Here is a 25,467-nt window from a genome sequence, read left to right on the forward strand (position 1 = left end):
CAACACGGCTGGGCAGGCCGAAACCACCCATGACACACCCGAGCCATACACACATTTTGGCCTTTAACCCGGGATAGGGAACCATAAATCATCGCTGCGGACCACGAAGGCCCCGGCACTCCTCAATGGGAGTGCCGGGGCCTTCGTCATGGGCGGAAGGTAAGGGATTTGAACCCTTGGTACGGGGTTACCGCACACTGGTTTTCAAGACCAGCTCCTTAGGCCGCTCGGACAACCTTCCTGACCGTTCGCGGCCGCCCGCGGGGGGCGGTCGCGAACGACACGTCATTATTCCACGTCATCACGGCGCAGGGCCAATACGACGCCGCTCGGGCCGGTGACGCGCGTGGCGAACCGGCCGAGCGGCGTCGGAATCTAGCCGCGACTGTGAATCCGCGTAAGGATGGAGGGAGAAGGAAGACAAGCAGCGAGAAGGAGAATCCATGCGCGCGGTACGAGATATTGAATCGGGTGGCCCCGAGGTCCTGAAGGTCACGGAGATCGACGATCCTTCGGTCAGCGGGGATGGCGTGCTGATCGAGGTGGTGGCCGCGGGTATCAATCGCGCGGACGTGCTGCAGCGGCAGGGTAACTACCCCGTGCCTCCGGACGCGACCGACGTGTTCGGCCTCGAGGTTTCGGGAACCGTTGCCGAACTCGGCCCGGATGTGCCGTCTGAGGCGGGACTCAACGTGGGAGACAAGGTTGTAGCCCTGCTGGATTCCGGCGGTTACGCGGAAAAGGTCGTCGCACCGTGGCCGCAGGTGCTCCCCGCACCGGAAGGAATGGACCTGGTGGAGGCGGCCGCACTGCCGGAGGTGGCAGCCACGGTGTTCTCCAACGTGTTCATGGCCGCGGCCGCGCGCGAGGGGGAGACCCTGCTCGTCCACGGCGGCGCCGGTGGCATCGGAACCCACGCAATTCAGGTGGCCAAGGCCCTGGGCCTGACGGTGCTGGCCACCGTGGGCAGTCAGGAGAAGGCCGACTTTGTGACCGAACTCGGAGCCACGGCCATCAAGTACGAGGACGAAGACTTCGTGGAGCGGGTCAAGGAACTGACCGACGGCCACGGGGCGGACGTGATTCTCGATGTCATGGGCGCCAAGTACCTGGAGCCCAACGTCAAGGCACTGGCGAACAACGGCCGCATCACCATCATCGGCATGCAGGGTGGGGTCAAGGGAGAGCTGAACATCGGCCGCTTGATGAACAAGCGAGGCGCGGTCATCGGGACCACACTGCGTTCGCGTCCCCTGAGCGAGAAGGCCCAGATCATGGGTGCGGTGCGTCAGATCGTGTGGCCGCACGTGGAGTCCGGTGAGGTGCGACCCATCCTGGACAAGACCTTCCCCTTGGAGCTGGTCCGCGAGGCCCACGAATACTTCGACTCCGGCTCGCACATCGGCAAGGTGCTCCTGACCATGTGAGAACCGGGTTGACACGGCGGCGGCCGTGGTTGTTTGTGATGCGTGCCATGTGGAATAGAATCCCGCTTGCGGAGTCCCCAAGGATTCTGAGCGAATTCACACGAGATTCGGAGCTTCCCCATGAGCACTACCCACCGCGGCCCCGCCGCCGGGTCTCCCCAGCCGGGCGGATCCCCCTCGACTGATCTACCACCCAACCACGTGGACCCCGAGGTCCTCGAGGCCGAACAAACCCGCTGGACGCCCCTGCGCATCGCGGTGTGGGTCGGCATCGCCCTGCTCGGCGCTTTCGCGTGGGTCATGATCGCCTTTGCCCGCGGCGAGTCGGTCAATGCCATTTGGTTCGTTTTTGCCGCGGTGTGCAGTTACTTCATTGCGTACCGGTTCTACTCCAAGTTCATCGAGGCAAAACTCACGCGCCCGGATGACCGCCGCGCCACACCGGCCGAGTACATGGCCAACGGCAAGGACTACATGCCCACGGATCGCCGTGTGCTGTACGGCCACCACTTCGCCGCCATTGCCGGTGCCGGTCCGCTGGTCGGACCCGTGCTCGCCGCCCAGATGGGCTACCTGCCCGGCACCATTTGGATCATCGTGGGTGTGATCCTTGCCGGCGCGGTCCAGGACTACCTGGTGCTGTTCTTCTCCATGCGCCGCGGCGGTCGATCCCTGGGCCAGATGGCCCGCGAGGAACTGGGCACCGTGGGTGGTTACGCGGCCATCATCGCGACCCTGGCGATCATGATCATCATCGTGGCCATCCTGGCGCTGGTGGTCGTCAACGCCCTGGGCGAGTCCCCGTGGGGTGTGTTCTCCGTGGGTATGACCATCCCCATCGCGCTTTTCATGGGCGTGTATCTGCGTTACCTGCGCCCCGGCAAGGTCATGGAGATCTCCATCATCGGCTTCATCCTGCTCATGGCGGCCATCGTGGCCGGCGGGTGGGTGGCCGAGACCGAGTTGGGCGCTCAGCTGTTCACCCTGGACCGCATCACTCTGGCGTGGTGCGTGATCATCTACGGCTTCATCGCTGCAGTGCTGCCCGTGTGGTTGCTGCTGTCCCCGCGTGACTACCTCTCCACGTTCATGAAGGTCGGCACCATCGTGCTGTTGGCCGCCGCGATCGTGGTGGTGCGCCCGGAGATCACCGTTCCGGCCGTCTCCGAATTCGCGGGACGCTCCGACGGCCCCGTGTTCACCGGTTCGCTCTTCCCGTTCCTGTTCGTCACCATCGCGTGTGGTGCGCTGTCCGGGTTCCACGCGCTCATTGCCTCCGGCACCACCCCCAAGATGATCGAGAAGGAACGCCAGACCCGGTTCATCGGCTACGGCGGCATGCTCATGGAGTCCTTCGTGGCGATCATGGCGCTGGTTGCTGCCGTGTCCATCGACCGCGGTATCTACTTCGCGATGAACTCGTCCCCGGCCGTGACCATGGGAACCGTCGAGGGCGCCGCCGCTTTCGTGAACTCACTGGGCCTCTCCGGTGTGCACGTCACGCCCGAACTACTGCAGGGCACCGCGGACGCCGTGGGCGAGGAATCCATCGTCTCCCGTACCGGTGGCGCGCCGACCCTGGCCGTGGGCCTGGCCCACATCATGAACCAGTGGATCGGCGGCGCATCCATGATGAGCTTCTGGTACCACTTCGCGATCATGTTCGAGGCGCTGTTCATCCTCACCGCAGTTGACGCCGGTACCCGCGTGGCCCGCTTCATGCTCACCGATACCCTGGGCAACTTCATTCCCAAATTCCGCGACACCGACTGGAGACTCGGGGCGTGGCTCACCACGGCCATCATGGTGGCCGGCTGGGGGTCCATCCTGATCCTGGGCGTGACCGACCCACTGGGCGGTATCAACACGTTCTTCCCGCTGTTCGGTATTTCCAATCAGCTGCTGGCGGCCATTGCGCTCGCGGTGTGCCTGGCGATTGCAGCGAACCTCAAACGGTTCAAGTACCTGTGGATCATCATGATTCCGCTGCTCTTCGACGTGGTGGTCACCATGACGGGTTCGTGGCACAAGATCTTCTCCTCGGATCCCACCGTGGGGTACTGGGCGAACCACTTCCGCTTCAAGGAGGCCCTGGCCAACGGCGAGACCAGCCTGGGCACCGCCCAGAACGTGGAGGCCATGGAAGCCGTGGTCCGGAACACCCTGGTGCAGGGCACGCTGTCCGTCCTGTTCGCGGTCCTCACGATCATCGTGGTGACCATGGCGTTCATCGAGATGGTCAAGGCCTTCCGCGGTCATCAGCGCGCGTCCCACGAGGACCCGGCCGTGGAGTCCCGCTACTACGCGCCGTCGGGAATGCTCTCGACGCCTTCCGAGAAGGCCCTGGCCAAGGAATGGGACGCCCTGCCGTACGAGCAGCGGGTCCCCACGGGACACGGTCACCACTGATGTCGGATTCACGGACGACGCCGCTCGGGGACCTTGCGCGGTCATGGGCCCGTTCCGCACTCCGGTTCGGCAACGGTGTGCTGGGCGCGGACAAGTATGAGAAGTACCTCGACTACCACCGAGCGAGTGGACAACCCGGTGAGCCCATGACGGAACGCGAGTTCTGGAGGGATTATCAGGACTGGCAGGACCACAACCCGCAGGGTCGGTGCTGCTGAAGCGATACCATGAACCGCCGCGTCTTGGACGCGGCGGTTCATGCATGAAAGGGGCACTGCGTGGGTTTCTTACGCGATTACGTGGCTACCCGTCGCGACGACCAGGAATTGGGTCGCGGCGTGTGGCGGCGTGCTCACGACCGTTTCCAGCGAGGTCTGGACCGGTACCACCAGATGTTGGAGGGCGTGACGGACCCCGATCTTCGCGCCGGGGCGATCCCGATCGCCAACGACCTCGCGGATCTGTTGCCGCGAGTGCGCCAGGTCTGTATGGAGGCCCACCGTCGCGCGCCGTCCGAAACACAGGACATCCCCGCGTCCAAAGGCGGTTATCTCTCGGACGTCCACCGCCAACTGTCCCGCAGCGGGAATGCCATGGCACAAACGGCGGAGGCGCTGACCATGGCGCGGTTCGCGGCGTCGTCGGCGAATTCGACGGACGAGGAAAGCAAAAGCGACCCGCGCGTTCAAGGAATCGAACGACGGGCCGCCAGCGTGCACGAATGCGTGGAGCAGGCAGAAGCCTTGCTGCGCGACTAGACCTTGCTGAGAGACTAGGCGGCGAGCTGCTGGGGCTGTGCCTCCTGGATGCGACGATTCCGGTAGTACTGCAGCGTGTCGAGTACGGCGGAATCCGTGGCGGCCGCGTGACGGCCGCGGCGGCGCTTCCGCACCGTGAACCACACCGAACGCACCGTGGTGATCAGGGCGAGCGTGGCAAAGAAGAGGACACCCACGGACAGGATGTTCTGTGAAACGGTGAGACTCACGCCTGCGAGTCCTGCGGCGGCTACGGGCATGGCCTGGGTGAGATCTACGCTATACATTGACGGCGGTACCTTCCTCTACTTCTACGTGGTGCCACGAGCCGGTCTGGCCCGTGAGGTGCTGGTGGACAGCCGCGACGAACGCGGACTGCAGGATCAGTGCATAAATCAGTTCGGGGAGTACGAGCGCCGCGGTGAAGCGGGCCTGCCAGCCGAGCTTCCACACTGTGACGGTGCGTTCCACGGCGAACACGGCGCCCACCGCGAGCCAGAACGGGTTCAGTGCGAACCAACCGAACACGAGTGACATGGCCGTGAGCGTCAGATACAGGGACATGAGCCCCACGGACAGGCAGAGCATGAGCTGCTGGCGCCAGTACGGGGCCGAGACGCGGGTGAAGCCGTAAGCGGTCACGTTCTGCAGAGCGCCCAGATACCAGCGGCGGCGCTGCAGGAACAGCAGCTTGACCGACGGCATCATCTCGGTCGTGGACTCGCATTCGACCGGTGAGCACAAGCGGTACCCCACGGTCTTCAGATCCAGCGTTAGACGCATGTCCTCGGTGATGGAGCCCAGGTCGTAGTAACGACCGAAGTGCTCCTTGACCGCTTCCATGGCGTCCCAGCGGATCAATGCCGCGGTGCCGGAGAGTACGAAAGTCTGATCGGTGCGTTCGATCTGCTCCGCGTAGCGGGCCCATTCCAGACGCTGCATGTACTGCAGGTAGCCTTCCGGGTCCACACCACCGAAGACAGCGCCCACGGCACCCATTTTCGGATCGCGCAGCCGCTCAAGGGCGATCTCGATGAATTGCGGTGCCAATTCGGTGTCCGCGTCCATGACCATCACATGCCGTGGGTTCATGGTCGAGACGACCTCGAGGGCCTGATTGAGCGCACCGGCCTTGCGGTGCGTGTTGTCGACACTCTCCATCACGTCCGCCCCTGCGGCCCGTGCGATCTCCACGGTGTTGTCCGTGGAGTTGTCGGAAACCACCAGAATACGATCCGGTGAATGTGTTTGATGTAACAAGGACGTGATGGTGCCTTGAATACTTTGTGCTTCGTTATGGGCAGGAATGATCGCAACGATCATGTTGGTGATCGGTCCTTCTACGAGTGATAAAGAGCGTAGAAGACTCTCAACCTCTCCCCAAGGTTGCTTACTGAAAGTCCACCGTACTCGCGCGTCCCCTGTGCGCTTTGAATCGCTGACCGAGAGCCCAATCCCCGTCAGTGTTCGTTATTAAGAGTATAGGCGCTGGTAGTGCACTACAATCCACCCTGCTGGGGACAACGCCCCAGGTTACAGCAGCTTTTTGGGGGACAAGTATCAGATAATGCGTTGTTGTCTGGCTCGATCGATGGCCGCTGTCCGATTGTCCACATTGAGTTTGTTGTAGACGTGAACTAGATGCGTTTTCACGGTTGCCTCGGAGATGAACAATTGCTTTGCCATGCTGCGATTACTTGCACCGGTAGCCGCTAATTCAAGTATTTCAATTTCACGCGGCGATAAAGCCGATGCGGGTTTTGTGGTGCGCATCACTAATTGCGCGGTTACTTGTGGGGAAAGTACCGGGCGGTTCGCGGCGGCGTCGAGAACTGCCCGGCGCAATGTTTCTTCCGGTGCGTCCTTCAACAGGTACCCGGTGGCCCCGGCTTCCAGTGCGGAGAGGATGTCCGACTGCGTGTCGTACGTGGTGAGGATCAGCACGGGAGGTCCGCCGGCGGCGCGAATGGCACGTGTCGCATCGATGCCCGTGGGCCCGGGGCCCATCTGGATGTCCATGACCACCACATCGATGTCGTCGTGGCGGGATCGCTGTTGAGCGGACAGCGCGTCCCGTGCCTCAGCCACCACGGTGATGTCCGGAAGACCTTCCAACACGGCACGCAGTCCGGCACGCACCACGGGGTGATCGTCGACCAATAGGACTCGAGTGCTCATGATGATTCTCCGGAGAGGTCGTTGTCGGGGGAGCTCTGAGGTTCCGTGCTGTTGAGGGCGGGGTCAACAAGGCTGGACGCCGGATTCGGACGCGGCGGTTTCAAGGGAAGCCGCACGGTCACTGCGGTGCCGTCCCCGGGTGCGGACTCAACGGTGGCGATTCCACCGGCGGCCGTCACCCGTTCATGGAGGCCGGGCAAACCGAAACCGTTGGACCCGTCCCTGGGTGGCAGCCGATCCGGTGAGAAGCCCACACCGTTGTCGACCACGTCCACGCTCACCTCGTGCTCCCACCAGGAGAGGCTGGCCACGGCCTGGCGAGCGTGTGCGTGTGAGGCCACATTGGCCAGCAGAGTTTGCGCGGCGCGCAACAGCACCGTCTGCTGAGCGAACTCGGCCTGTCCCGCGCCGTCCTCAGTGAACGTCACGGTGAGATCTTCCCCGCGGGCGCGGGCCTGCTCCGTGGTTCGCTCGCTCAGCTGACGCAGCGCATCGGCCAACGGAACAGCCAGGGCCGGGGACGAGAGGTTGTGGACGAACCGCCGTGCCTCCGCCAGGTTCTCGGACGCCGCGGTCTCGATGGTGCCCAGCCGTTCATCGGTGCGCCGCATGTCTACCTCGGACAGGGACGACCTGGCGGCACGGGACATCAGGACGATCGACGAAAGCCCCTGAGCCAACGTGTCGTGGATTTCGCGGGCCAAGCGTTCACGTTCGGTGGCCTGGCCAGCGGCACGTTCGGTGCGGGCCAGTTCCGAACGTGTGTTTTCCAGCGCAGTCAACGTGCGCTGATACCGCAGCACGTCCTGATACATGGCCCGGTAGGAAGAAGCCATGATCACGGAGAACACCGCGCCCAGGGCGGGACCGTAGACCATGGCGGACGTGAACTCATCGGCACCGATGTGCAGCCGTTGGGACAGCACCACCACGCCCGTCATAACCACCACACAGGCCAGTGCGACGGCCCGCGGCAGTAGCAGCAGGAACAAGAAGAAGAGTGGGAACACCACGGAGATGAAGTCGACGCTCATGAGGACCAGGGCGCCCCACAGCACAGAGATCACCGCGAGCCACGGAATAGCCAGGAAGCGGGGGTTTCGATCGCTGCGACCGTGGGCGTACCGGTTCTCCCATACGGTTCCCACCAGGTAGACCGCCGCCAGCAGGCACGCGAGGCACAGGGACCACACGAATTTCATGGGCGGATCCGAGGCCATGCGCAGCACGCCCAGGAACAACAGCCCCGCAAAACTCACGTGCAGGGCCAGGCGTAGTACCCGCAGCACTCGGGCGGTCGATGTGGTTTCCACCTGAGTCTGCCTTCCGTTCCGGATCGGGAGTCTTGCGTCGAGAAGATGACGCCGCAGCGGCGTCGTCGGTCTCGCTAGGGCAGCATACGCGGCGAACCCGAGCGGCAGATCCATCAAAAGGTGGATTGTGAGCTCAACTCAACGGCATCGAGAGGTCGCTCGGATGCGTGATGTGACCGCAGCGGATTTCCGGGAACCTGAAAAGGAAGAAATCTGTCATGAAGGGACCGGAGGTACCCATGTTCGTCTCGGTGAGAGACATCGTTTTCGCCAAGGGGCGTGTAGCCCTGGTGGCGTCGGTGGTCGCGCTGATCACCATTCTCCTGATCATGTTGAGCGGGCTGACCAACGGGTTGGGCAAGCAGAACACCGCCGCGTTGGAAACGCTGGACGCGTAGCGCATCGTGTTCGGTCCGGCCGAGGGCACGGAGGAAATGCCCTCGTTCACCACCTCGCAGATCACCCAGGAGCAGCTGGACGCCTGGACCGCGGAGCCCGCGGTTGAGCACGCCGAACCGCTCGTGGTCACGCTGACGCAGGTGGGCTCGGATTCAAAGGTAACCACCGGTGCCGTAATGGGCCTGCCCCAGGATTCGATGTTCGCGCAGAAGGTCGACCTGCTCGAAGGTCAGCACCGCCCCGACGACGGCCAGATCGTGCTGTCGGAGTCCTATACGGAGGACCTGGGCATCGGCCTGGGTGACACCGTGGGTATTGGCGGCAAGGATCTTGAGGTCGTCGGGTTCGTTGCGGACGAGTTCTACAGCCACCTGCCCGTGGCGTGGCTGACCGATGCGGACGCCCTGGCGGTCGCTCATCAGCCCAGCGCCACCGTGGGGACCGAGATCATGGTCCAGTTCGCGGACGGCACCGATTCCGCTCAGATGGACGAGATCGCGACCAACCTGGACGGGCGGGTCGACACCATGACCCAGACGACCCGAGAGTCGTTCCAGGCCATCCCGTCCTATTCCTCCGAGAACGGCTCGCTCATGCTCATGCAGGCTTTCCTGTACGGGATCTCTGCGCTCGTGGTGATTTCGTTCATCACCGTGTGGACCGTTCAGCGCACCCGCGATGTAGCCGTACTGCGCGCACTGGGCGCCTCACGCGGGTACCTGGTGCGCGACTCCCTGGTGCAGGCCACGCTCGTGGTCGGCCTGGGCGTGATCATCGGCGCTCTCATGGGTGGCCTGATGGGCTGGCTCGTGGCCACGCAGGTCACCGCCGTTCCTTTCCTGTTCTCGCTGGCCGCCGTGGCCATTCCGGCGCTCGGCGTGCTGCTGCTGGGCATCGTGGGTTCGTTGCTCGCCGTACGCCGCGTTGCCAAAGTCGACCCCATGATTGCCCTGGGAGGTAACTGACATGTCCACCACCACTCACACCGCGCCCTGGAACGAGCAGGATCGTGCCGTGGCCGCGCCCGCTTTCGAGCTTCGCAACGTCACGCTGTCCTATCCGGACGGCAAGGGGCCCGACGGCGCTCCCCGCACCATCACCGCGCTCGACAACGTGTCTCTGGCGGCCGTTCCCGGCACCATGACCGCGTTGACCGGCCCGTCGGGTTCGGGCAAGTCTTCCCTGTTGGCCGTGGCGTCCACGCTGTTGAAGCCGACTTCGGGTGAGGTGCTCATCGGCGAGACGTCCGTGGGAACACTGTCCGAGAAGGAACGCGCCCGCTTGCGCCGTAACGAGGTGGGCACGGTGTTCCAGCAGCCCAATCTGATTCCCTCGCTCAAGGCCGTGGACCAGTTGGTCGTGACCAGTCACATCCGCGGCGCTCGTGGTGCGGCCAAGAGACAGGCTCGCCAGCGGGCCCAGCAATTGCTCGAATTCGTGGGCCTGGAGGACGCCGGGCGACGCCGCCCGCACGAGCTCTCCGGTGGCCAGCGGCAGCGAGTCAACATCGCCCGCGCGCTCATGGGCGAACCCAAGCTGCTCCTGGTGGACGAACCCACGTCCGCTCTGGACCAGCAGCGTTCGGCCGAGGTCATGCAACTCCTCAAGAACCTCACCCGCAAGTTCGACCTGGCCACCGTGGTGGTCACCCACGACCTGGAATTCGTGGACATGGCCGACCGCGAGGTCACCATGCTGGACGGCAAGCTGACCGTCTGATCGCAACTCACCTCGTGGGCGCGCTCCGGTCCGGAAAGGGACACCCGCCGGGCCGAACGCGACCATCCGAGCGGAAGTCGCTCGGATACGAGAAAACCCCGGGAACCTGATCAGGTTCCCGGGGTTTTCTTCCGTTTGGAGCCACCTGCCGGAATCGAACCGGCGACCTATTCTTTACGAGGGAATTGCTCTACCGACTGAGCTAAGGTGGCGCAGCAGAACCGAGCACGGTTCAGATGCACCCAAGACAGTAGCAGACAACCCCGCTCCGGCCCCAATCGACGGGGTTTTCACCGCATCAGGCCGTCGCGTAGCGGTTCTCCGCCGGGGACAAGCCCAGGCGCTCGCGCAGGGTGGATTGTTCGTCCGGTGACTCATCAGTGTTAACCAGCTCCGGGACCACCCCGGCGGCCGCGCGCACGGCCAGTTCCACGTCATAGGGGCCGGTTTCAAGGACCGCGCCGCTCACACCGACCTGAACCCAGCTCGCCACGAGTTCCGGGTCCAGAGAGTCTGAATCGGCGTCGATCACGGCGAGCACACGCGCCGATGGGTTCCAGTCGAGAACCTTGACGGCCTCGGGCCCCACGGACTCTGCCGGAAGCAGCACCACGTCGGCCTGTTCCACGGCACCCCGCAACGCCTCCAGAGGGACCTCCGGTGTGTGTTCCACGAAGACCGGTAGGTGTCCCTGCGTGGGGCGGGGAACGATCGAGGGCCCCTTGACCGTGAACTCTTCACCCCCTGAATCCGTTCCGCTGAAGTCCACGTAGTGCAGTTTGGAGCGATCCACGAAGCGGCCGGTGGCCTGATCGCGGATCTCCGCGTCCGCCTCCCACGAGTCCCACAACCTACGGACCACGTCGATGACGTCCGCGGTTTCCGCCCAGGCGGGGTCTGCGGAAGGTGTGGCGCGCCGACCCACGTTGGCGGCGGCGTCGGCCCCCAGCGAGGGCGCGAACAAGACCCCGGCGCGGCCGTGCGTCGCCCAGTCCAGGGAGGCGCTCTCGGTGCCCATCAGGAACGGCTCGGTGTGAGTCGTGCGCAGGGTCGGCACGACTGCGATGCTCGAGGTCTGCGGGCCAAGCCACGCGGCGGTCTGCAGCGCAGACAAGCGGCCAGCGGCGGGCCCGGCCGCAGGCGCGGTGTCAAGATCGTCGTCGAGCAGCACGAAGGCCGCGCCGGCGGTCTCCGCGTCGAGGGCAGCCTGACGAACAGCGGCACCGGAGAAGTACTTGGCCGGATCTACACGGTCGATTCCCGGGCGAGGGGTAATGCGGGCGGCGATCACGAAGGATGGGGTGCTCATGTCAGGCCTCCTGGCCGTTGGTTGCTGCGGCACGAACGTCGGCGCGTGCCTGCGACCACTCGGTCGCGGGGCGGTATTCGTTCAGCTCCATGGTGGCGCGCAGGGCGGGATCGTCTGAGGGATAGGAGTCCGGGTACACGCCCATCTCCTGCAAGCGAGGAATCACCGTGTCGACGAACTCGTCCAAGCCACCCGGGACCACGGTGGGGATCAGGATGAACCCGTCCGCAGCGCGTTCCTGGATGTACTGGTTCATCTTCCGTGCCACGGTGTCCGCCGAACCGACGAACGCGAAACGGGGAGATTCCCGTACCACCAGGTCACGAATGGACAGGTTCTCCGCCTGGGCGATCTCACGCCAGCGCTGTGCGGTGGCCACCGGGTCCTTGACGTGCTTAACGCGTCCCTGGGAGACCTCGGGGCCGTCCAACACGGGGTCGAAGTCGGGGAGCGGGCCGTCCGGATCGAAGGACGACAGGTCCGTGTTCCACACGCGTTCCAGGGTCGCGATTGCGGTGGCGCCCGAGTGCTGGGCATAGGCCTGCTCGCGGGCGCGTTCGGCGGCGTCGGCATCCGTATCGCCCAGGACGTAGGACACTCCGGGGTAGATGCGCAGGTCGTCCTCGGCGCGGCCGTACTTGGCCAGGCGGCTCTTGGTGTCCTTGTAGAAGGCCTTGCCGTCCTCGAGTTCGGAATGACGGGTGAAGATGACGTCCGCGGAACCGGCAGCGAATTCGCGCCCGGAATCCGAATCGCCCGCCTGGAAGATCACGGGATGAACCTGCGGGCTGCGGGGCACGTCGAAGCGCCCGGAGATGTCGAAGAACTCGCTGCGGTGTTCGTACGCACCGGCGGTGTCGTCCGCGTCCTGTGCGGAGGCGGGCCAGGATTCCCAGAGCGTGCGAGCGGCGTCGATGAAGTCCTCGGCCCGCTCATAGCGCTGGGGGTAGGGGAGGTAGCCGCCGCGGCGGAAGTTCTCACCCGTGAAAGCATCGGGGCTGGTCACCACGTTCCACGCAGCGCGGCCACCCGAGAGGTGATCGAGAGTCGCGAACTGGCGTGCCAGTTCGTACGGTTCGTGGAAGGTTGCGGTCAGCGTTCCGGCCAAGCCAATCCGTTCGGTGGCTCCGGCCACGGCGGACAGCACCGTGAGGGTGTCCGGCCGGCCCATGACATCAAGGTCGTAGATCTTGCCGTTCATCTCGCGCAACCGCAGGCCCTCGGCCAGGAACAGGAAATCCATGAGGCCGCGCTCGGCGGTCTGCGCCATGTGAATGAACGAATCCACCGCGATGTGACTTTCGCTGCGCGGATCCGACCAGATCGTGTTGTTGTTGACGCCCGGAAAATGCGCCGCCAGGTGAACTCTGCGCGGTGAGCTGCTCATGACCTACCCTCTAGTCGACTTCGGTCCCGGACACGGTCGAGCGACCGGGCACTCCCGTCCATGGTGCCGCCGCTGCCGCGGAAGATGCCAACCGGCTGACTTGATTCTTCACACGCTGTCACAGAGCGTCACGCCGACCTGCGCGCCCAGGGCAGGCGGGGATAGCGTGGCAAGTACTGTCCGCAGTGCCCGCCCGCAGCGCGTGCACGCAACGATCTGGAGGTCACCGGTGGACTCACGCAGCGTCACGTTCGTGGGCGGGGGTCCGCGCGCGGCCATGGTTCTGGAGCGCATCACCGCCAACTACCGGGACGACGCCGCTCCGCTCACCGTTCACGTGGTGGAACCGTTCGAGCTCGGTGCGGGTCGGATCTGGCGATACGACCAATCACCCTTGCTCAAGCTCAACTCCATGGCGCAGGACATCACCATGTTCACGGACGCTTCGGTGGAATGCGAAGGACCGGCTCGCGAAGGTCCCACGTTGTTGGAATGGTGCCATGCCGTCATCGCCGGCGAGATCACCGATCACCGGATCACCGACCCGGAGATCATGCGTCAGGTCCGTGAGTTGGGGCCGGAAAGTTTCCCCACCAGACAACTGCAATCGTTTTATCTGGGATGGTTCTATCGCCGGACTGCGGAGTTGGCGGCTGATAACGTGCGCGTGAAAACCCACCGCGGCATGGTCACCTCCGTGACAGAGAGCGCGAACGGCCACGTGGTGGAGCTCGACTCGGGCGACACCATCGCCACGGACGCCGTGGTCTACACGGTGGGGCACACGGACAGCATGGGCTCCAACACTCAACTCAGCCGCGAACGCACGGCCAGTGCCCGCGGCGGTTTCTACGCCCCGCCGGCCTACACGAACGACGTCGATTACTCCGCCGTCCGTCCGGGGGATCGCGTGATCGTGACCGGTATGGGGCTGGCCTTTATCGACCTCATGGTGCTGTTGTACGAGGGCCGCGGCGGTCGCTTCGAAACCACGGGTGAGCGAGTGGACGGTCAGCCCCGCGAGGGGATTCGCGACGGCGGTCCGCTCAGCTACGTGGCGTGCGGCCAGGAACCTCAGCTCTACGTTGGGTCCCGACGCGGGGTTCCGTACCACAGCAAGATCACCTCCGTACTTTCGGTCGATTCCGAGCCCCTGCAGTTCATCACCCCGGAAACCGTCACCCGATTGTTGGAGCAGCACAGCACCCTCAACTTCCACGAGCATCTGTGGCCGCTCATCAATCAGGAACTCGGCTACCACGTGTATCGCGAGCTGATCGTGGGTCATCCCGAGCGCGCACGGATGAGCTGGGAGGAATTTGCCCCGGCCTACCGCGCGGCTCACTGGGGGAGCAACGAACTGCACCAGTTGGTCCGGAAGGCCATCCCCGACTCCCGCTACCGCGTGGACCTCGCCCCGATCGACCGGCCCTTCGACGACATGTTCTTCGAGGACACGCAGCAGGTCCAGGACGCCCTGGTACGCTACATCGAACGCGACCTGACCCTGCGGACCCACCCGGACCACTCAGAGACCCAGGCTCTGTTTCTTGCGCTGTTGCGCACCTACATGGAAATCGGACGACTGGTGCCGTTGGAACACCTGGACGACGAGTCACAGCGGCTCGTTCCCGGTTGGTGGCACGGGTTCTTCAGCTTTGTGGATTCCGGACCTCCGGCCCACCGGTTGCAAGAACTACTGGCGTTGCACCGTGCCGGGTTCATCACGTTCCTGGGCCCCGACCTTGAAATCACCACCGCGCACCCGGACGCCCCCGAGGGTACTCCTGCGTTCCGGGCGCGCTCGCGGGCCGGTGGCGCGGACGTCTCCGCCAACAGCTGGATCGAAGCACGGCTACCCGCACCCACGGTGGTCTCCTCCGCGGACCCGGCCCTGCACCAGGTGCACTCGAGTGGAGCGGGGGTCGAGCAGAACTTCGAAACCGAGGACGGCGCGACCGTCAGCACCGGAAAACTCGTCGTGGAATCCACCGGTCACGTGGTCGATCGGGCGGGCGATGTCCGGCCCACCGTGTTCGCCGCGGGTCATTTCACCTCGGCGTGGAACGTGGGGGCATTTGCGCGCCCGAACTCCAATTCCGCACCTTTCCGGCAGTGCGATGCACTGGCACGGACCGTACTGACCGCGCTGGGGTTACCGGTGGTTCCAGCCACCTGATCTCGATGTAACCCCCGCGCGTCCGGGTGCAGGATCCGGGCACACGGGGGTCGTGTCCACAGCGCTGCCACCGAACCAGCGGCCTGGGCGAGGGCGCTATGCGCTACCGCACGTGGCGCCCTCGTCAGGCACCGCACCCGAGACGAGGTAGGTATCCACGGCGTCCTTGATGCACGAGTCACCGGACACGTACGCGGTGTGACCCCAGCCGTCGTTGGTCAGGAGCCGAGCATTGCCGAGCTTCTCGACCAGGGCTTCGGACCATGCGTACGGGGTAGCGGGGTCGTGGGTCGTGCCCACCACGAGCAGTGGCTGATCGGTATCTGCGGCGTAGGAATCGAGTGGCTCCACGGGCTCGTCCGGCCAGCCCTGACATGCGGCATCGCCGTAGCTGAGGTAGGGACCGAACGTTGGGGCTTCCCGCTCCATCGTCTGTGCGGCCTCTGCCATGTCCTGCTCCGAGACATTGCGCGAGACGGTGTCCAGGCAATTGACCGCGGTGAAGGCCTCGGACACGTTGGACGTGTACTCGCCGGAGGAGCTGCGGCCATGGTTGGAATCCGAGTAGCTCAAGAGCTCGTCGAAGTTTCCGTCGAAGGCCTTGTCGAGGGCGGAGTTCAGTTGCGGATAGGACGCCGTGGAGTACAGCGGCACCAGGATGCCCTCCACCGCGTTCACCGGGGTGATGCGACGCCCGTCGGACACGGTGATTTCCTCTTCGGCGACCTTGGCGAGCAAGTCCTGGATCTTCTTCATGCCGGCATCCACGCCGTCGTTGCCGACCACGCATTGGTTGTTGGTTTCCTGGCAGTCTTCGACCCAGTGCCGGAGGTTGTCCTCGAAGCCCTTGGCCTGATCGAGTGTCACGGCGCGTTCGTCCATGGTGGGGTCCACCCCGCCGTCCAGTGCGAAACGGCCGGTGCGCTGCGGGAACAGGCTCGCGTAGGTGGCGCCGATCTCGGTGCCGTAGGAGAAGCCCAGGTAGTGGGTGGCCGGCTGATCGAAGACGGCACGCATCACGTCCAGGTCCTTGGCCACGGACTGAGTGTCCATGTGGGAGACCACCGGGGACGACTTCTCCTTGCACTTGGTCCCGATCTCCGCGTAGGTGGCGCGCATGTCCGCCACTGTCTCGGACCCCGGATCGAACGCGGGTTCGGCCCGCCACTCGTCCATCTCCTGATCGGTCAGGCACTCGATGCCGTCCGATCGGTCCACGCCGCGGGGGTCGAAGCCCACGATGTCGTAGTTGTCGCGCACGGAGGCGGACGCAAAGAACCCGGCGGACAACATCATGTCCACCCCCGAGCCACCCGGTCCGCCGGGATTGAGGAACAGGGTTCCCTGGGGGTCATCCTCCGAAGACGACAAACGAGAAACCTCCACGAACGTGTCTCCGGCACCCGGGTTCGCATAATCCACGGGAACGATCACTCGCGCGCAGTCGAGGTTCTCGGCGGCGTCCTGATCTTCCGGGGGGTAGTCACATTCGCCCCATGACAGGTCCTGGTTGTAGTAAGTGGCCAACGCGGCATCGGTTCCCGCGGTGACGTTCGGATCAGCCTCGGACGTTGCCGCTGGCTCGGAGTCTTGGCCCGACTGAGGCGCACAACCGGTCAGGGCGAGAGCCGCTACGGCAACGGAAGCGGCCAGCGAACGGGCCGTGCGAGTACGAGTCACGAGTTTCCTTTCGGTACCGCTCAGACGAGCGAGACCATCATGGCTTCGAAGGCCAGCTGCGCACTGACGTTGGTGCGGATCCTGTCCCTGGTCTCACTGATCACGTCGATACGCTCCAGGGTCTGCTCCGCGCTGCTGTTGCCCGCGTAGTCGTGGATGTCGCCGCTCAGATGCTGATTGATCAACTCGGTCCCGGTGTGGAGCTGCACGCTGAGCACGTCTCGGTAGAACGTGGTGAGGTCGATCAGGAATCGGTCCAGTGTGTCCGTCTGGATTCGGCGGGAACGCCGTTTCTGATCGGCCTCCAAGCGGTTGAGGGCACCGCGGATCGCGGGCGGCATCCGACCGGATTCCGGGGCACCGAGGGCCACGAGCAGCTGCGCGCGCTCTTCGTCGTTACGGGCCTCGGCGTTGGCAGCCGATTCGTCCACTGCCAATCTGTGTAGCCGGTCCGCCGCGCGAACGGCCTGGGTAACACCGCGCATGTTCAGCGGCAGGGACACCACTTCTTGGCGGCGCGTGCGGGCATCGTCGTAGAGGGCCAATCGCGTAGCAATGCCCACGTGGCACTGGGCCAAGCGTGCGCACTCGATAGCGCGTTCCTGGTTCACCTTGTGCCGGCTGACCAGCAACTGCGCGACGTCCTGAGCGGACGGCACCTTGAGCGTCACCGGGCGGCAGCGCGAACGGATGGTGACCAGGACGTCCATGGGGGAGGGCGCACACAACAACCAGATGGTGTGCGGCGGCGGTTCTTCGATGGCTTTAAGCATCACGTTGGACGTGCGCTCGGTCATCCGGTCCGCGTCCTCTACGATCATCACGCGCCACTGGCCCACGGAGGGCCGGTCCTGGGCTTTGACCACGAGCTCGCGGGCCTCATCGATGCTGATCTGGGGATTCTCCGTGACGAAATGCATCACATCAGCGTGCGACCCCGCAAAGGCAGTGCGGCACGAGTGGCATTCACCGCAGCCGGTTCCGTGGTCGCACAACAGTGCCGCGGCCAGCGCTCGCGCGGCCGTGGAACGCCCCGATCCCGGAGGGCCGGTGAACAGCCACGCGTGGGTGGGGTTGTTGTCCCGGGCGGCGCGTTCGAGCTGTTCCACCACGTGGTGCTGACCCACGAGCTGATCCCACACGGTCATGAGAGCACCTCCGTGAGTCGCTCGAGAATTCGGTCGGTGATGACTTGGACCGGCTGATCGGCGGCGAGTACCAAATACCGCTTTGGCGCGGTCGCGGCGAGATCCCGGAAGGCCTGATTGACCACGGTGTGGAAGATGCGGTCCTCGCCCTCCATGCGATCGGCGGCGAGGCCGCGGTCGGTGCGGCGGCTTTCCGCCACTGAGGTGTCCACGTCCAGCAGGACGGTAAGGTCCGGGGTCAGTCCGCGCAATGCCCACTCGTTGAGCTCCTGCACGTTCTCCACCCCCAAGCCACGGGCCGCACCCTGGTAGGCCACGGAGGAATCCACGAACCGGTCGGAAATCACCACGTCACCACGATCGATGGCGGGGCGGATGAAGCGGTTCACGTGATCCGCCCGGGCGGAAGCGAACAACAACGCTTCCGTGTACGCATCCACCGGAGCGTGGGCGGGATCGAGCACCAGTCCGCGCACGGATTCGGCCAGGGGAGTGCCCCCGGGTTCGCGCGTGCGGATCACGGTACGTCCCTGGGATTCGAGGGCGCGCGCCACCGCTTGGACCTGGGTGGATTTCCCAGCCCCGTCCCCGCCTTCGAAGACGATCAGTGCACCGCGCGCAGTCTCATTCACGCGCTCAACTGTACCGAGCGGGACCGACAGGCTGTACGTGGAACTCCCTGGGTGCAGTGCGAGTCTCACGGCGCTGGCGCATTACCCTGGAACCATGCGTAAAGACACCGTGGTCGTCTCCGGCGGCCGTCCCGCCCACGAGCACGACGCTCCCGTGAACCCGTCCGTCGTTCTCACATCCACCTATCGGGGTGCCGGTGACCTGAACGACCGTGACCGCACATACGCGCGGTTCACCAACCCCACGTGGGAAGCGTTCGAGGAGGTCCTGGCCAATCTTGAGGAGGCCCCGGTTCCGGCGCTTAGCTACGCCTCCGGAATGGCCGCGGTTGCTTCCGTGCTCACGCTGGTGCCCGTGGGTGGCACCCTGGTCATGCCGCAGCATTGCTACCAGGGCACACTTCAGCTGGCCCACCGACTCGAGGACCGCGGGATTTTCTCGGTGCGCACCGTGGACGTCGAGGACACCGAGGCCACCATCGCCGCCATTCAGGGCGCGGACGTCCTGTGGTTGGAGAGCCCCACCAACCCCATGCTCGAGGTCGCCGATCTGCCCGCGGTCCTCGCCGCGGCTCGCGAGGCGGGCGTGCTCTCGTGCGTGGACAACACCTTTGCCACGCCGCTACTGCAGCGCCCGCTCACCCTCGGTGCGGATCTCGTGGTGCATTCGGTCACCAAATACTTGGCCGGTCATTCCGACGTCGTTCTGGGCGCCGTGGTCTGCTCGACCCCCGAATTGCGCGCGAACCTCAAGAAACAGCGCTCGCTCGAGGGCGCCATCCCCGGCCCTTTCGAAGCCTGGCTCGCGTTGCGTGGGGTGCGCACACTGTCGGTGCGGCTCGAGCGTTCAATGGCCAGCGCGGCGGAACTGGCGCGTCGACTCGGCGATCATCCCGCCGTGGCGGAGGTCCGCTATCCCGGACTGCCCGACGATCCCGGGCACGAGCGCGCCGCGGCCCAGATGGACGGCGGTTTCGGCTCGATCATCTCGGTCGTCCCACACGCCGACGTCGCCGCGACCCAGGCGCTCGTGGAGGGCCTGCGTGTGTGGACCCCAGCCACGTCCCTGGGAGGCGTCGAATCCCTGGTGGAGCGGCGTCGTCGTCATCACGACGAACCGGACACCGTGCCGGACACTCTGTTGCGGCTGTCCGTGGGAATTGAGAACGTGGATGACTTGTGGGAGGACCTGAAAGCGGGTCTGGACGAACTGGTAGATCGGTAGACTGACAACGTGACATCAATCCCCTGGGCCATTGCACTGGCCAGCTACCTGGACTATGCCATCACTCTGGTGGTGGCCGCACTGAGCCTCATGGCCGTACTGGACTGCGTGCGCCGTTCCGCGCCGCAGTTCGAACGCGCCTGGAAGCGGACCAAGACTTTCTGGCTCGCGTTGACCGCCGGCGCTGCCGTGGTGAGCGTCCTGAGTGCCGTGTTCTCCACCCTGGCGTTGTTCAGCAACGGATTCCCGGGCCAGGGTTCGCTGATCCTCATGTTGATCGCCGCGACGATCTCCGGCGTGTACCTGGCCGATGTGAAACCCGCCGTGTCCAGCGAGTCCGGCAACCCCGGTTACTGGTAGGCCATCAGCGTCAACGACTACAGACCCCGGTCATGAGTGAGCGATGCTCCCTCGAGACCGGGGTCTTCGTCATCCCGCCGAGTACTAGTACGTGCTGACGAGGGCCGTGACCTAATTGAGACAAATTATGGCCATATGGTCAGTGTGGATCACGTACAAACACCCTAGAGTGAATTGATATACATTTCTCATAGTTAAAGGTATTTAATGCGTTGGCTCATTTTAGTGTTGATAGTTTTTGTCACTTTGGTGGTGACCTGGCAAGTCGATGCTCGCGGCGGCGATCAGTTTGCCGCCATTGCCTATCCTGCAATCATCCTTTTTACCGCGATATCCACGCTATTTCTCAAATATTCGGTATTCCTCAAGAAGGACGATGCCACGAACCGTAGGGCCTCTCGTCGCTGACGGCCCTTGAAATCACCTACTGCTCGTGGAGCGTCTCCGCAGGGCTGGCTGCGTGCGCAACCGGGGCAAGTCTCGACGTCTGGACCGACGGCAACAGGAAGACCAATGACCAATTGACATGGTCGGTGCAATAGTAAAAAACTGAATAGCGGCGTCTTTGCTGGTCGTATTCTAGTTGGTTATCTTAGTCGATAACCCACGTTCGAAACCTCTTCTATTCCCGGTACTCCGTGATCGGGAAAACTTTTTCCTACTGTTGCGCCGTCACCGCGTCCCACGCGACCGTGAGTTCCCCCAAACGCCAACGTGATTCACGGTGCAACACGGGCCAGCCCTCTGCGCGCAATCGTGCGCACATGGCCACCCAACGCTGCCGCGCTCCGAAGGAGCCCAAGGGCGCGAGAGCCAGCCAAGCGGCGTCGGCGGCGGACAAGAAACGGTGGATGCGTTCGCCGGGCACGTTGTGATGGATGAGTGCCTTGGGCAGACGCTCGGCTACATCGGACGGTCGATCGAAGCTCCCCAACTGCATGCTGATCGTCAGGGTTTGCGGGCCGGTCGCATCACAACAGATCCAGGTGGCTCGGCGGCCGATCTCGTCGCACGTGCCGTCCAGGAACACCCCGCCGGGAGCCAGGCGTGAGCACGCGAGCTCCCACGCAGCCGGAACTTCTTCCTCGTTGTATTGGCGGAGCACGTTGAACGCCCTGATGAACGCGGGGGAGCGCCCGGGGATCGGAATCTCGAAGCCACCGCGGCGAAAACTCAATCCCGGCCGGGCAAAGAATTGTGCCGTGGCCACGCGGTCCGGGTCGATCTCCACGCCCACCACGTCAACGTCAGGGCGGACGCGCAGCAACCGAGCACTCATTTCCACCGTGGTGGTGGCCGCGGCTCCGAAGCCCAGATCGACAACGAGCGGATCTGTCGCATGCCGAAGTACGGGGGCCAACGGTCCGGCCACGTAGCGGTCCGCTCGCCGCAACCGATTGGGGTTGGTCGTTCCCCGAGTGATGGTTCCTACGGGGCGGTAGCTGGCTGGCACATCGACACTGTAGCGGCGCTAGGTGACACATGCGAATAACACGTGCCAACGGGTCACGCGGGTGGAAGAATGAAGTCATGGCTAATGATTCAGCAACGTACAAGCTCATCCTCCTGCGCCACGGGCAGTCGGAGTGGAATGAGAAGAACCTGTTCACCGGTTGGGTGGACGTGCCGCTGACCGAGAAGGGCATGGCCGAGGCCAAGCGCGGCGGTGAGCTGATCAAGGACAACGATCTCGCACCGGATGTGCTCCACACGTCGCTGTTGCGCCGCGCCATCAACACTGCCAACATCGCGCTGGATGCGGCGGACCGGCACTGGATTCCCGTGAAGCGCTCATGGCGCCTGAACGAACGCCACTACGGCGACCTCCAGGGTAAGGACAAGACCCAGGTGCGCGACCAGTACGGTGAGGATCAGTTCATGGTGTGGCGCCGTTCCTACGACACCCCGCCGCCCAAGTTGGATGACTCCTCGGAATTCTCACAGGCTGATGATCCCCGCTACGCGGACGTGGCGGATCTGCCCCGCACCGAGTGCCTCAAGGATGTTCTCGAGCGCTTCCTCCCGTACTGGGAGGAGCAGATCGTGCCGGATCTGAAGGCCGGCAAGACCGTGCTCGTGGCCGCGCACGGTAACTCGTTGCGCGCGCTGGTGAAGCACCTGGACGACATCTCGGACGAGGACATCGCCGGGCTGAACATCCCCACCGGCATCCCGCTGTACTTCGAGCTGGATCAGAACCTCAAGCCGGTGACCATCGGCGGTACCTACCTCGATCCCGAGGCCGCTGCCGAGTCCATCAAGGCCGTGGCCAACCAGGGCAAGAAGTAACCCCTGGTTTCCAGACCATGAAAAACGCCCCACCTCGTGGTGGGGCGTTTTTCTGTGGATCTTCGCTTGGATCGGGAGACCGGGTGGCGCGTCAGGATCGTAACGCGCCTCCCGGTTTCCGGGAGTCCTAATTATTCACCGGTGTCGGTACCGATGTGACCGTGGCCGGTGGGGTGGGTGTCGGACACCGGAGCCCAGTCGCCGGTGACCAAGTAGGAGACCTTACGAACCACGGACACACCGTGGTCTCCGATGCGCTCGAGGTAACGCGAGGCCAGAGTGACATCCACGGCGGTGGGGACCGAGGAGTCCCAGTTCGGGTCCGCCAGCATGTCGAAGACCTGCTGGTGCTTTTGGTTGAGCTCGGACTTCAGCGCGTAGATCTCATCCGCAACGCTCATGTCACGGTCCTCAAGGACGGAGATGACTCGCTCGATGAGCTGGAGGTCGATATCGAACATCTCCGCGAAGTGCTGGTTCAATGCCTCGGGAAGCACCGGCTCCGGGAAACGCATGCGAGCGAGCTGGGCCAAGTGGCGGGCCAGGTCACCCATGCGCTCGAGCGAAGCGCTCATTCGCAGGGCGCCCACGATCATGCGGAGATCGGAAGCGACGGGGGACTGCAGCGCCAAGATGTCAATGGCGCGCTCATCCAAGTCGTTCTGGAGGAAGTCGATTCGGGCGTCGTTGGAGATGACCTCTTCGGCCACCTGAACGTCTGCCTCGAGGAATGCGACCTTGGAGCTCTTCAGTGCCTGCTGCACAAGAGTGGCGATCTGAATCAGCTCTTCACCTACCTGGTGAAGTTCAGCCTGGAAAACCTTGCGCACAGAGGGCGTCCTTTCGTTCAGAACATTCGTTGGTCACGTAGCTTACGTGATGTTGGTGTCCAGCTAGCAGCTGGGACGCGGGGGCACTGTACTTACGCACGAGCGCTATCACAGTCGCAGGGGCGAATGAACTAACGCTCATCCTAAGGTGAACGTTGGTTGAACCCGACCTGGAATGGCCGGATTGCGTACTTGGCACCCAAACGGTCCGTCTAAGCTGGGCAGAGTGAGCGTGACCTCGGTTGCCCTGTTGGCGGGCTTTGTCGGATTCCTGCTCGGTATCAGTGGATTGATTGCCGTGCGGGTCAGCCAGCGACGCCGCCGTTCCTTGGTCGCTGTGGAGGAACCCACCCTGCCGGAAGGCACCGCCGAGATCCTGGCGGCCCTGGGGCTGGCCTATGTAGTGGTCGACGGTGTGGACGGCGTGATCAGGGCTTCCCCGGCCGCGTATGCGTACGGGATCGTTCGGGGACACACCGTGGTTCACCCGGAACTCTTGGATATGATCCGGCGAACTCGCCGCAATGGCGTGGTCGAAGAACGTCGCCTGGAACTCACTCGTGGCCCTCTTGAAAAGAGCGCCATCGTGTTGGACATCCGGGTGGTCATCATTGCGGAGGAATACATTCTTTTGCTCGCGGACGACCAGACGGAGATCGTGCGCGCGCAGTCCATCCGTAACGATTTCGTGGCCAATGTGTCCCACGAGCTCAAGACACCGGTGGGTGCCATCAGTTTGCTTTCCGAGGCCCTCGATGACGCAGCAGAGGACAAGGACGCCGTCCGGCACTTCGCCAAGAGCCTCCACAAAGAAGCGATCCGGCTCTCCGCTCTGGTGCAGGACATCATCGAACTGTCCCGCTTGCAGGGCACGGACGTCGTGTCCAAGGGGACGGTCGTGGACCTCAACAGGGTGGTGAGTGAGGCCGTGGACCGCACGCGCCTGACCGCGGAGAACAAGGGCATCACCATCAAGGTGGGCGGTAACCTCAAGACCCCGGTCTACGGCGACCCCGACCTGCTGGTCACGGCCACTCGGAATCTGATCGACAACGCAGTTCGGTACTCACCCGAAAACACTCGCGTGGGCGTGGGGTTGCGCGAGCGTGACGGAATGGCCCAGATCATGGTCACGGACCAGGGGCCGGGCATCCCCGATGTCGAGCAGGACAGAATCTTCGAGCGCTTCTATCGCGTGGACAGCGCCCGGTCGCGACAAACCGGTGGCACGGGGCTGGGGCTGAGCATCGTCAAACACGTCATGGCTCAGCACGGTGGAGAAGTGTCCGTATGGTCGCAGTCCGGGCGGGGTTCCACGTTCACCCTGGTCATTCCGCAGGTGGAAGACCTGGACGAGTACAACGGCCCGGTGGCCGCCTCCACCAATGAACGTATGCACCTAGAGGAGGAGCGTAAGTGACCCGCATTCTGATGGTCGAGGACGAAGAGTCTCTCAGCGATCCCCTGGCCTACTTGCTGGGTAAAGAAGGCTTCGAAGTGACCGTGGTGGCTGATGGCCTGTCCGCGGTGAGTGAGTTCGAACGGGCGGGCGCGGACCTCGTGCTCCTGGATCTCATGCTGCCCGGCCAGTCCGGAACGGAAGTCTGCAAGCAGATCCGGCAGCAGTCGACCGTTCCGATCATCATGCTCACCGCCAAGGACGCCGAGATCGACAAGGTCCTGGGGCTGGAGCTGGGCGCGGACGACTATGTCACCAAGCCGTATTCCTCGCGCGAACTCGTGGCTCGGATCCGGGCCGTGCTGCGCCGGCGTGCGGAACCGGATGAGCTCATCACCGCCACGGTGGCCGCCGGGCCGGTGCGCATGGACGTGGAACGACACGTGGTGAGCGTGGGCGGGGAAGCCGTCACCATGCCGCTCAAGGAATTCGAGCTGCTCGAGATGCTGCTGCGCAATGCCGGTCGTGTGTTGACCCGCGGGCAGCTCATCGACCGGGTCTGGGGGTCGGACTACGTGGGTGACACCAAAACCCTGGACGTGCACATCAAGCGGCTGCGTTCCAAGGTTGAACCGGATCCGTCACAACCCCGCCACATCGTCACGGTGCGCGGACTGGGTTATAAGTTCGAGGCCTGATCGAGCACCCTCAACGGGTCTCCGCCACAAGAGACAGACTGAGGGCCGCATCCCCAATGAACTGGTCCCAAGAAGTTGGACTGGCCAAGTAAAAGCTTAGGCCGCTAGGGCCTGGGTCCGGTATTCCA

25 protein-coding genes and 2 tRNA genes are annotated in these 25,467 nt (G+C 64.1%); 14 read left to right on the forward strand and 13 right to left on the reverse strand.

Annotated features, from left to right (window positions below; translation table 11 throughout):
- Nucleotides 1-153: 153 nt before the first annotated feature.
- Nucleotides 154-241, reverse strand: a tRNA-Ser gene (locus RF638_RS14450).
- A gap of 202 nt (nucleotides 242-443) precedes the next feature.
- Here RF638_RS14450 and RF638_RS14455 point away from each other — a divergent pair.
- From RF638_RS14455 to RF638_RS14470, 4 genes are all read left to right on the forward strand, one after another.
- Entirely contained in the window at nucleotides 444-1,427 is a 984-nt protein-coding gene (locus RF638_RS14455) for an NAD(P)H-quinone oxidoreductase (protein WP_129700810.1), read from the forward strand.
- Between the two features lie 120 nt (nucleotides 1,428-1,547).
- A complete protein-coding gene (locus tag RF638_RS14460) occupies nucleotides 1,548-3,836 on the forward strand; it encodes a carbon starvation CstA family protein (RefSeq protein ID WP_095797807.1) in 2,289 nt (762 codons plus the stop codon).
- Nucleotides 3,836-4,054, forward strand: a complete 219-nt coding sequence (locus RF638_RS14465; RefSeq protein WP_202976195.1) for a YbdD/YjiX family protein — start codon at nucleotides 3,836-3,838, stop codon at nucleotides 4,052-4,054. The genes RF638_RS14460 and RF638_RS14465 overlap by 1 nt, the downstream gene beginning before the upstream one ends.
- Before the next feature lie 60 nt (nucleotides 4,055-4,114).
- Nucleotides 4,115-4,594, forward strand: a complete 480-nt coding sequence (locus RF638_RS14470; protein ID WP_095797809.1) for a hypothetical protein — start codon at nucleotides 4,115-4,117, stop codon at nucleotides 4,592-4,594.
- A gap of 14 nt (nucleotides 4,595-4,608) precedes the next feature.
- On the opposite strand, the gene RF638_RS14475 is transcribed toward RF638_RS14470, so the two are convergent.
- From RF638_RS14475 to RF638_RS14490, 4 genes are all read right to left on the reverse strand, one after another.
- The gene (locus RF638_RS14475) at nucleotides 4,609-4,881 is read right to left on the reverse strand and encodes a hypothetical protein (protein WP_095797810.1); all 273 of its coding nucleotides are present in this window, start codon (nucleotides 4,879-4,881) and stop codon (nucleotides 4,609-4,611) included.
- Nucleotides 4,874-5,917 (reverse strand): glycosyltransferase family 2 protein, encoded by a 1,044-nt coding sequence (locus tag RF638_RS14480; RefSeq protein WP_095797811.1) that lies wholly within the window; start codon nucleotides 5,915-5,917, stop codon nucleotides 4,874-4,876. The genes RF638_RS14475 and RF638_RS14480 overlap by 8 nt, the downstream gene beginning before the upstream one ends.
- 237 nt (nucleotides 5,918-6,154) lie before the next feature.
- Nucleotides 6,155-6,772 (reverse strand): response regulator, encoded by a 618-nt coding sequence (locus RF638_RS14485; RefSeq protein WP_368842320.1) that lies wholly within the window; start codon nucleotides 6,770-6,772, stop codon nucleotides 6,155-6,157.
- Entirely contained in the window at nucleotides 6,769-8,085 is a 1,317-nt protein-coding gene (locus RF638_RS14490; protein ID WP_368842321.1) for a sensor histidine kinase, read from the reverse strand. The genes RF638_RS14485 and RF638_RS14490 overlap by 4 nt, the downstream gene beginning before the upstream one ends.
- 218 nt (nucleotides 8,086-8,303) lie before the next feature.
- Here RF638_RS14490 and RF638_RS14495 point away from each other — a divergent pair, with 218 nt between their 5' ends.
- Genes RF638_RS14495 through RF638_RS14505 form a run of 3 tightly spaced genes read left to right on the forward strand, consistent with a single transcriptional unit; the run spans nucleotide 8,304 to nucleotide 10,203 of the window.
- A complete protein-coding gene (locus RF638_RS14495) occupies nucleotides 8,304-8,483 on the forward strand; it encodes a hypothetical protein (protein WP_368842322.1) in 180 nt (59 codons plus the stop codon).
- 36 nt (nucleotides 8,484-8,519) lie between these two features.
- Complete coding sequence (locus RF638_RS14500; protein ID WP_368842323.1) at nucleotides 8,520-9,449, forward strand: ABC transporter permease; 930 nt, start codon at nucleotides 8,520-8,522, stop codon at nucleotides 9,447-9,449.
- Nucleotide 9,450: 1 nt separating this feature from the next.
- Nucleotides 9,451-10,203: an ABC transporter ATP-binding protein gene (locus RF638_RS14505; RefSeq protein ID WP_368842324.1), complete on the forward strand. Its 753-nt coding sequence runs from the start codon at nucleotides 9,451-9,453 to the stop codon at nucleotides 10,201-10,203.
- Nucleotides 10,204-10,339: 136 nt separating this feature from the next.
- On the opposite strand, the gene RF638_RS14510 is transcribed toward RF638_RS14505, so the two are convergent.
- The 3 genes from RF638_RS14510 to RF638_RS14520 form a co-directional block, all read right to left on the reverse strand.
- Nucleotides 10,340-10,415: transfer RNA gene (locus RF638_RS14510), tRNA-Thr, on the reverse strand.
- An 86-nt stretch (nucleotides 10,416-10,501) separates the two neighbouring features.
- Entirely contained in the window at nucleotides 10,502-11,512 is a 1,011-nt protein-coding gene (locus RF638_RS14515) for an LLM class flavin-dependent oxidoreductase (protein WP_368842325.1), read from the reverse strand.
- 1 nt (nucleotide 11,513) lies between these two features.
- On the reverse strand, nucleotides 11,514-12,899 hold the full coding sequence (locus RF638_RS14520; RefSeq protein WP_095797817.1) for an NtaA/DmoA family FMN-dependent monooxygenase: 1,386 nt from the start codon (nucleotides 12,897-12,899) through the stop codon (nucleotides 11,514-11,516).
- Between the two features lie 229 nt (nucleotides 12,900-13,128).
- Here RF638_RS14520 and RF638_RS14525 point away from each other — a divergent pair, with 229 nt between their 5' ends.
- Nucleotides 13,129-15,078, forward strand: coding sequence for an FAD/NAD(P)-binding protein (locus tag RF638_RS14525; RefSeq protein ID WP_368842326.1), 1,950 nt, complete (start codon nucleotides 13,129-13,131; stop codon nucleotides 15,076-15,078).
- A gap of 96 nt (nucleotides 15,079-15,174) precedes the next feature.
- On the opposite strand, the gene RF638_RS14530 is transcribed toward RF638_RS14525, so the two are convergent.
- Genes RF638_RS14530 through tmk form a run of 3 tightly spaced genes read right to left on the reverse strand, consistent with a single transcriptional unit; the run spans nucleotide 15,175 to nucleotide 18,538 of the window.
- Nucleotides 15,175-16,758: an alpha/beta hydrolase gene (locus tag RF638_RS14530; protein ID WP_259916140.1), complete on the reverse strand. Its 1,584-nt coding sequence runs from the start codon at nucleotides 16,756-16,758 to the stop codon at nucleotides 15,175-15,177.
- Between the two features lie 20 nt (nucleotides 16,759-16,778).
- Nucleotides 16,779-17,906, reverse strand: coding sequence for a DNA polymerase III subunit delta' (locus RF638_RS14535; RefSeq protein ID WP_095797820.1), 1,128 nt, complete (start codon nucleotides 17,904-17,906; stop codon nucleotides 16,779-16,781).
- Nucleotides 17,903-18,538: a dTMP kinase gene (gene tmk, locus RF638_RS14540; RefSeq protein ID WP_095797821.1), complete on the reverse strand. Its 636-nt coding sequence runs from the start codon at nucleotides 18,536-18,538 to the stop codon at nucleotides 17,903-17,905. The genes RF638_RS14535 and tmk overlap by 4 nt, the downstream gene beginning before the upstream one ends.
- Before the next feature lie 94 nt (nucleotides 18,539-18,632).
- Here tmk and RF638_RS14545 point away from each other — a divergent pair, with 94 nt between their 5' ends.
- The 3 genes from RF638_RS14545 to RF638_RS14555 all read left to right on the forward strand — a co-directional run bounded on the left by RF638_RS14545 (nucleotide 18,633) and on the right by RF638_RS14555 (nucleotide 20,531).
- Nucleotides 18,633-19,763: a PLP-dependent aspartate aminotransferase family protein gene (locus RF638_RS14545; RefSeq protein WP_129700823.1), complete on the forward strand. Its 1,131-nt coding sequence runs from the start codon at nucleotides 18,633-18,635 to the stop codon at nucleotides 19,761-19,763.
- A 9-nt stretch (nucleotides 19,764-19,772) separates the two neighbouring features.
- A complete protein-coding gene (locus RF638_RS14550) occupies nucleotides 19,773-20,123 on the forward strand; it encodes a DUF2516 family protein (RefSeq protein WP_016997030.1) in 351 nt (116 codons plus the stop codon).
- A 207-nt stretch (nucleotides 20,124-20,330) separates the two neighbouring features.
- The gene (locus RF638_RS14555) at nucleotides 20,331-20,531 is read left to right on the forward strand and encodes a hypothetical protein (RefSeq protein ID WP_259917897.1); all 201 of its coding nucleotides are present in this window, start codon (nucleotides 20,331-20,333) and stop codon (nucleotides 20,529-20,531) included.
- Between the two features lie 250 nt (nucleotides 20,532-20,781).
- Here RF638_RS14555 and RF638_RS14560 read toward each other — a convergent pair whose 3' ends face one another.
- Nucleotides 20,782-21,576 carry a trans-aconitate 2-methyltransferase gene (locus RF638_RS14560; RefSeq protein ID WP_129700825.1) on the reverse strand — a complete coding sequence of 265 codons (795 nt, stop codon included), beginning with the start codon at nucleotides 21,574-21,576 and terminating at the stop codon, nucleotides 20,782-20,784.
- Between the two features lie 77 nt (nucleotides 21,577-21,653).
- Here RF638_RS14560 and RF638_RS14565 point away from each other — a divergent pair, with 77 nt between their 5' ends.
- Complete coding sequence (locus RF638_RS14565) at nucleotides 21,654-22,412, forward strand: phosphoglyceromutase (protein ID WP_095797825.1); 759 nt, start codon at nucleotides 21,654-21,656, stop codon at nucleotides 22,410-22,412.
- A 131-nt stretch (nucleotides 22,413-22,543) separates the two neighbouring features.
- Here RF638_RS14565 and phoU read toward each other — a convergent pair whose 3' ends face one another.
- A complete protein-coding gene (gene phoU, locus RF638_RS14570) occupies nucleotides 22,544-23,242 on the reverse strand; it encodes a phosphate signaling complex protein PhoU (protein WP_095797826.1) in 699 nt (232 codons plus the stop codon).
- A 226-nt stretch (nucleotides 23,243-23,468) separates the two neighbouring features.
- Here phoU and RF638_RS14575 point away from each other — a divergent pair, with 226 nt between their 5' ends.
- Both RF638_RS14575 and RF638_RS14580 read left to right on the forward strand, forming a co-directional pair.
- Complete coding sequence (locus RF638_RS14575; RefSeq protein WP_095797866.1) at nucleotides 23,469-24,662, forward strand: cell wall metabolism sensor histidine kinase WalK; 1,194 nt, start codon at nucleotides 23,469-23,471, stop codon at nucleotides 24,660-24,662.
- Nucleotides 24,659-25,339, forward strand: coding sequence for a response regulator transcription factor (locus tag RF638_RS14580; protein ID WP_129700827.1), 681 nt, complete (start codon nucleotides 24,659-24,661; stop codon nucleotides 25,337-25,339). Before RF638_RS14575 ends, RF638_RS14580 begins: the two co-directional genes overlap by 4 nt.
- The last annotated feature ends 128 nt before the right edge of the window (nucleotides 25,340-25,467 follow it).

The sequence above is a fragment of the Kocuria sp. CPCC 205235 genome, assembly GCF_040980905.1.
GTDB classification, from domain to species: domain Bacteria; phylum Actinomycetota; class Actinomycetes; order Actinomycetales; family Micrococcaceae; genus Kocuria; species Kocuria carniphila.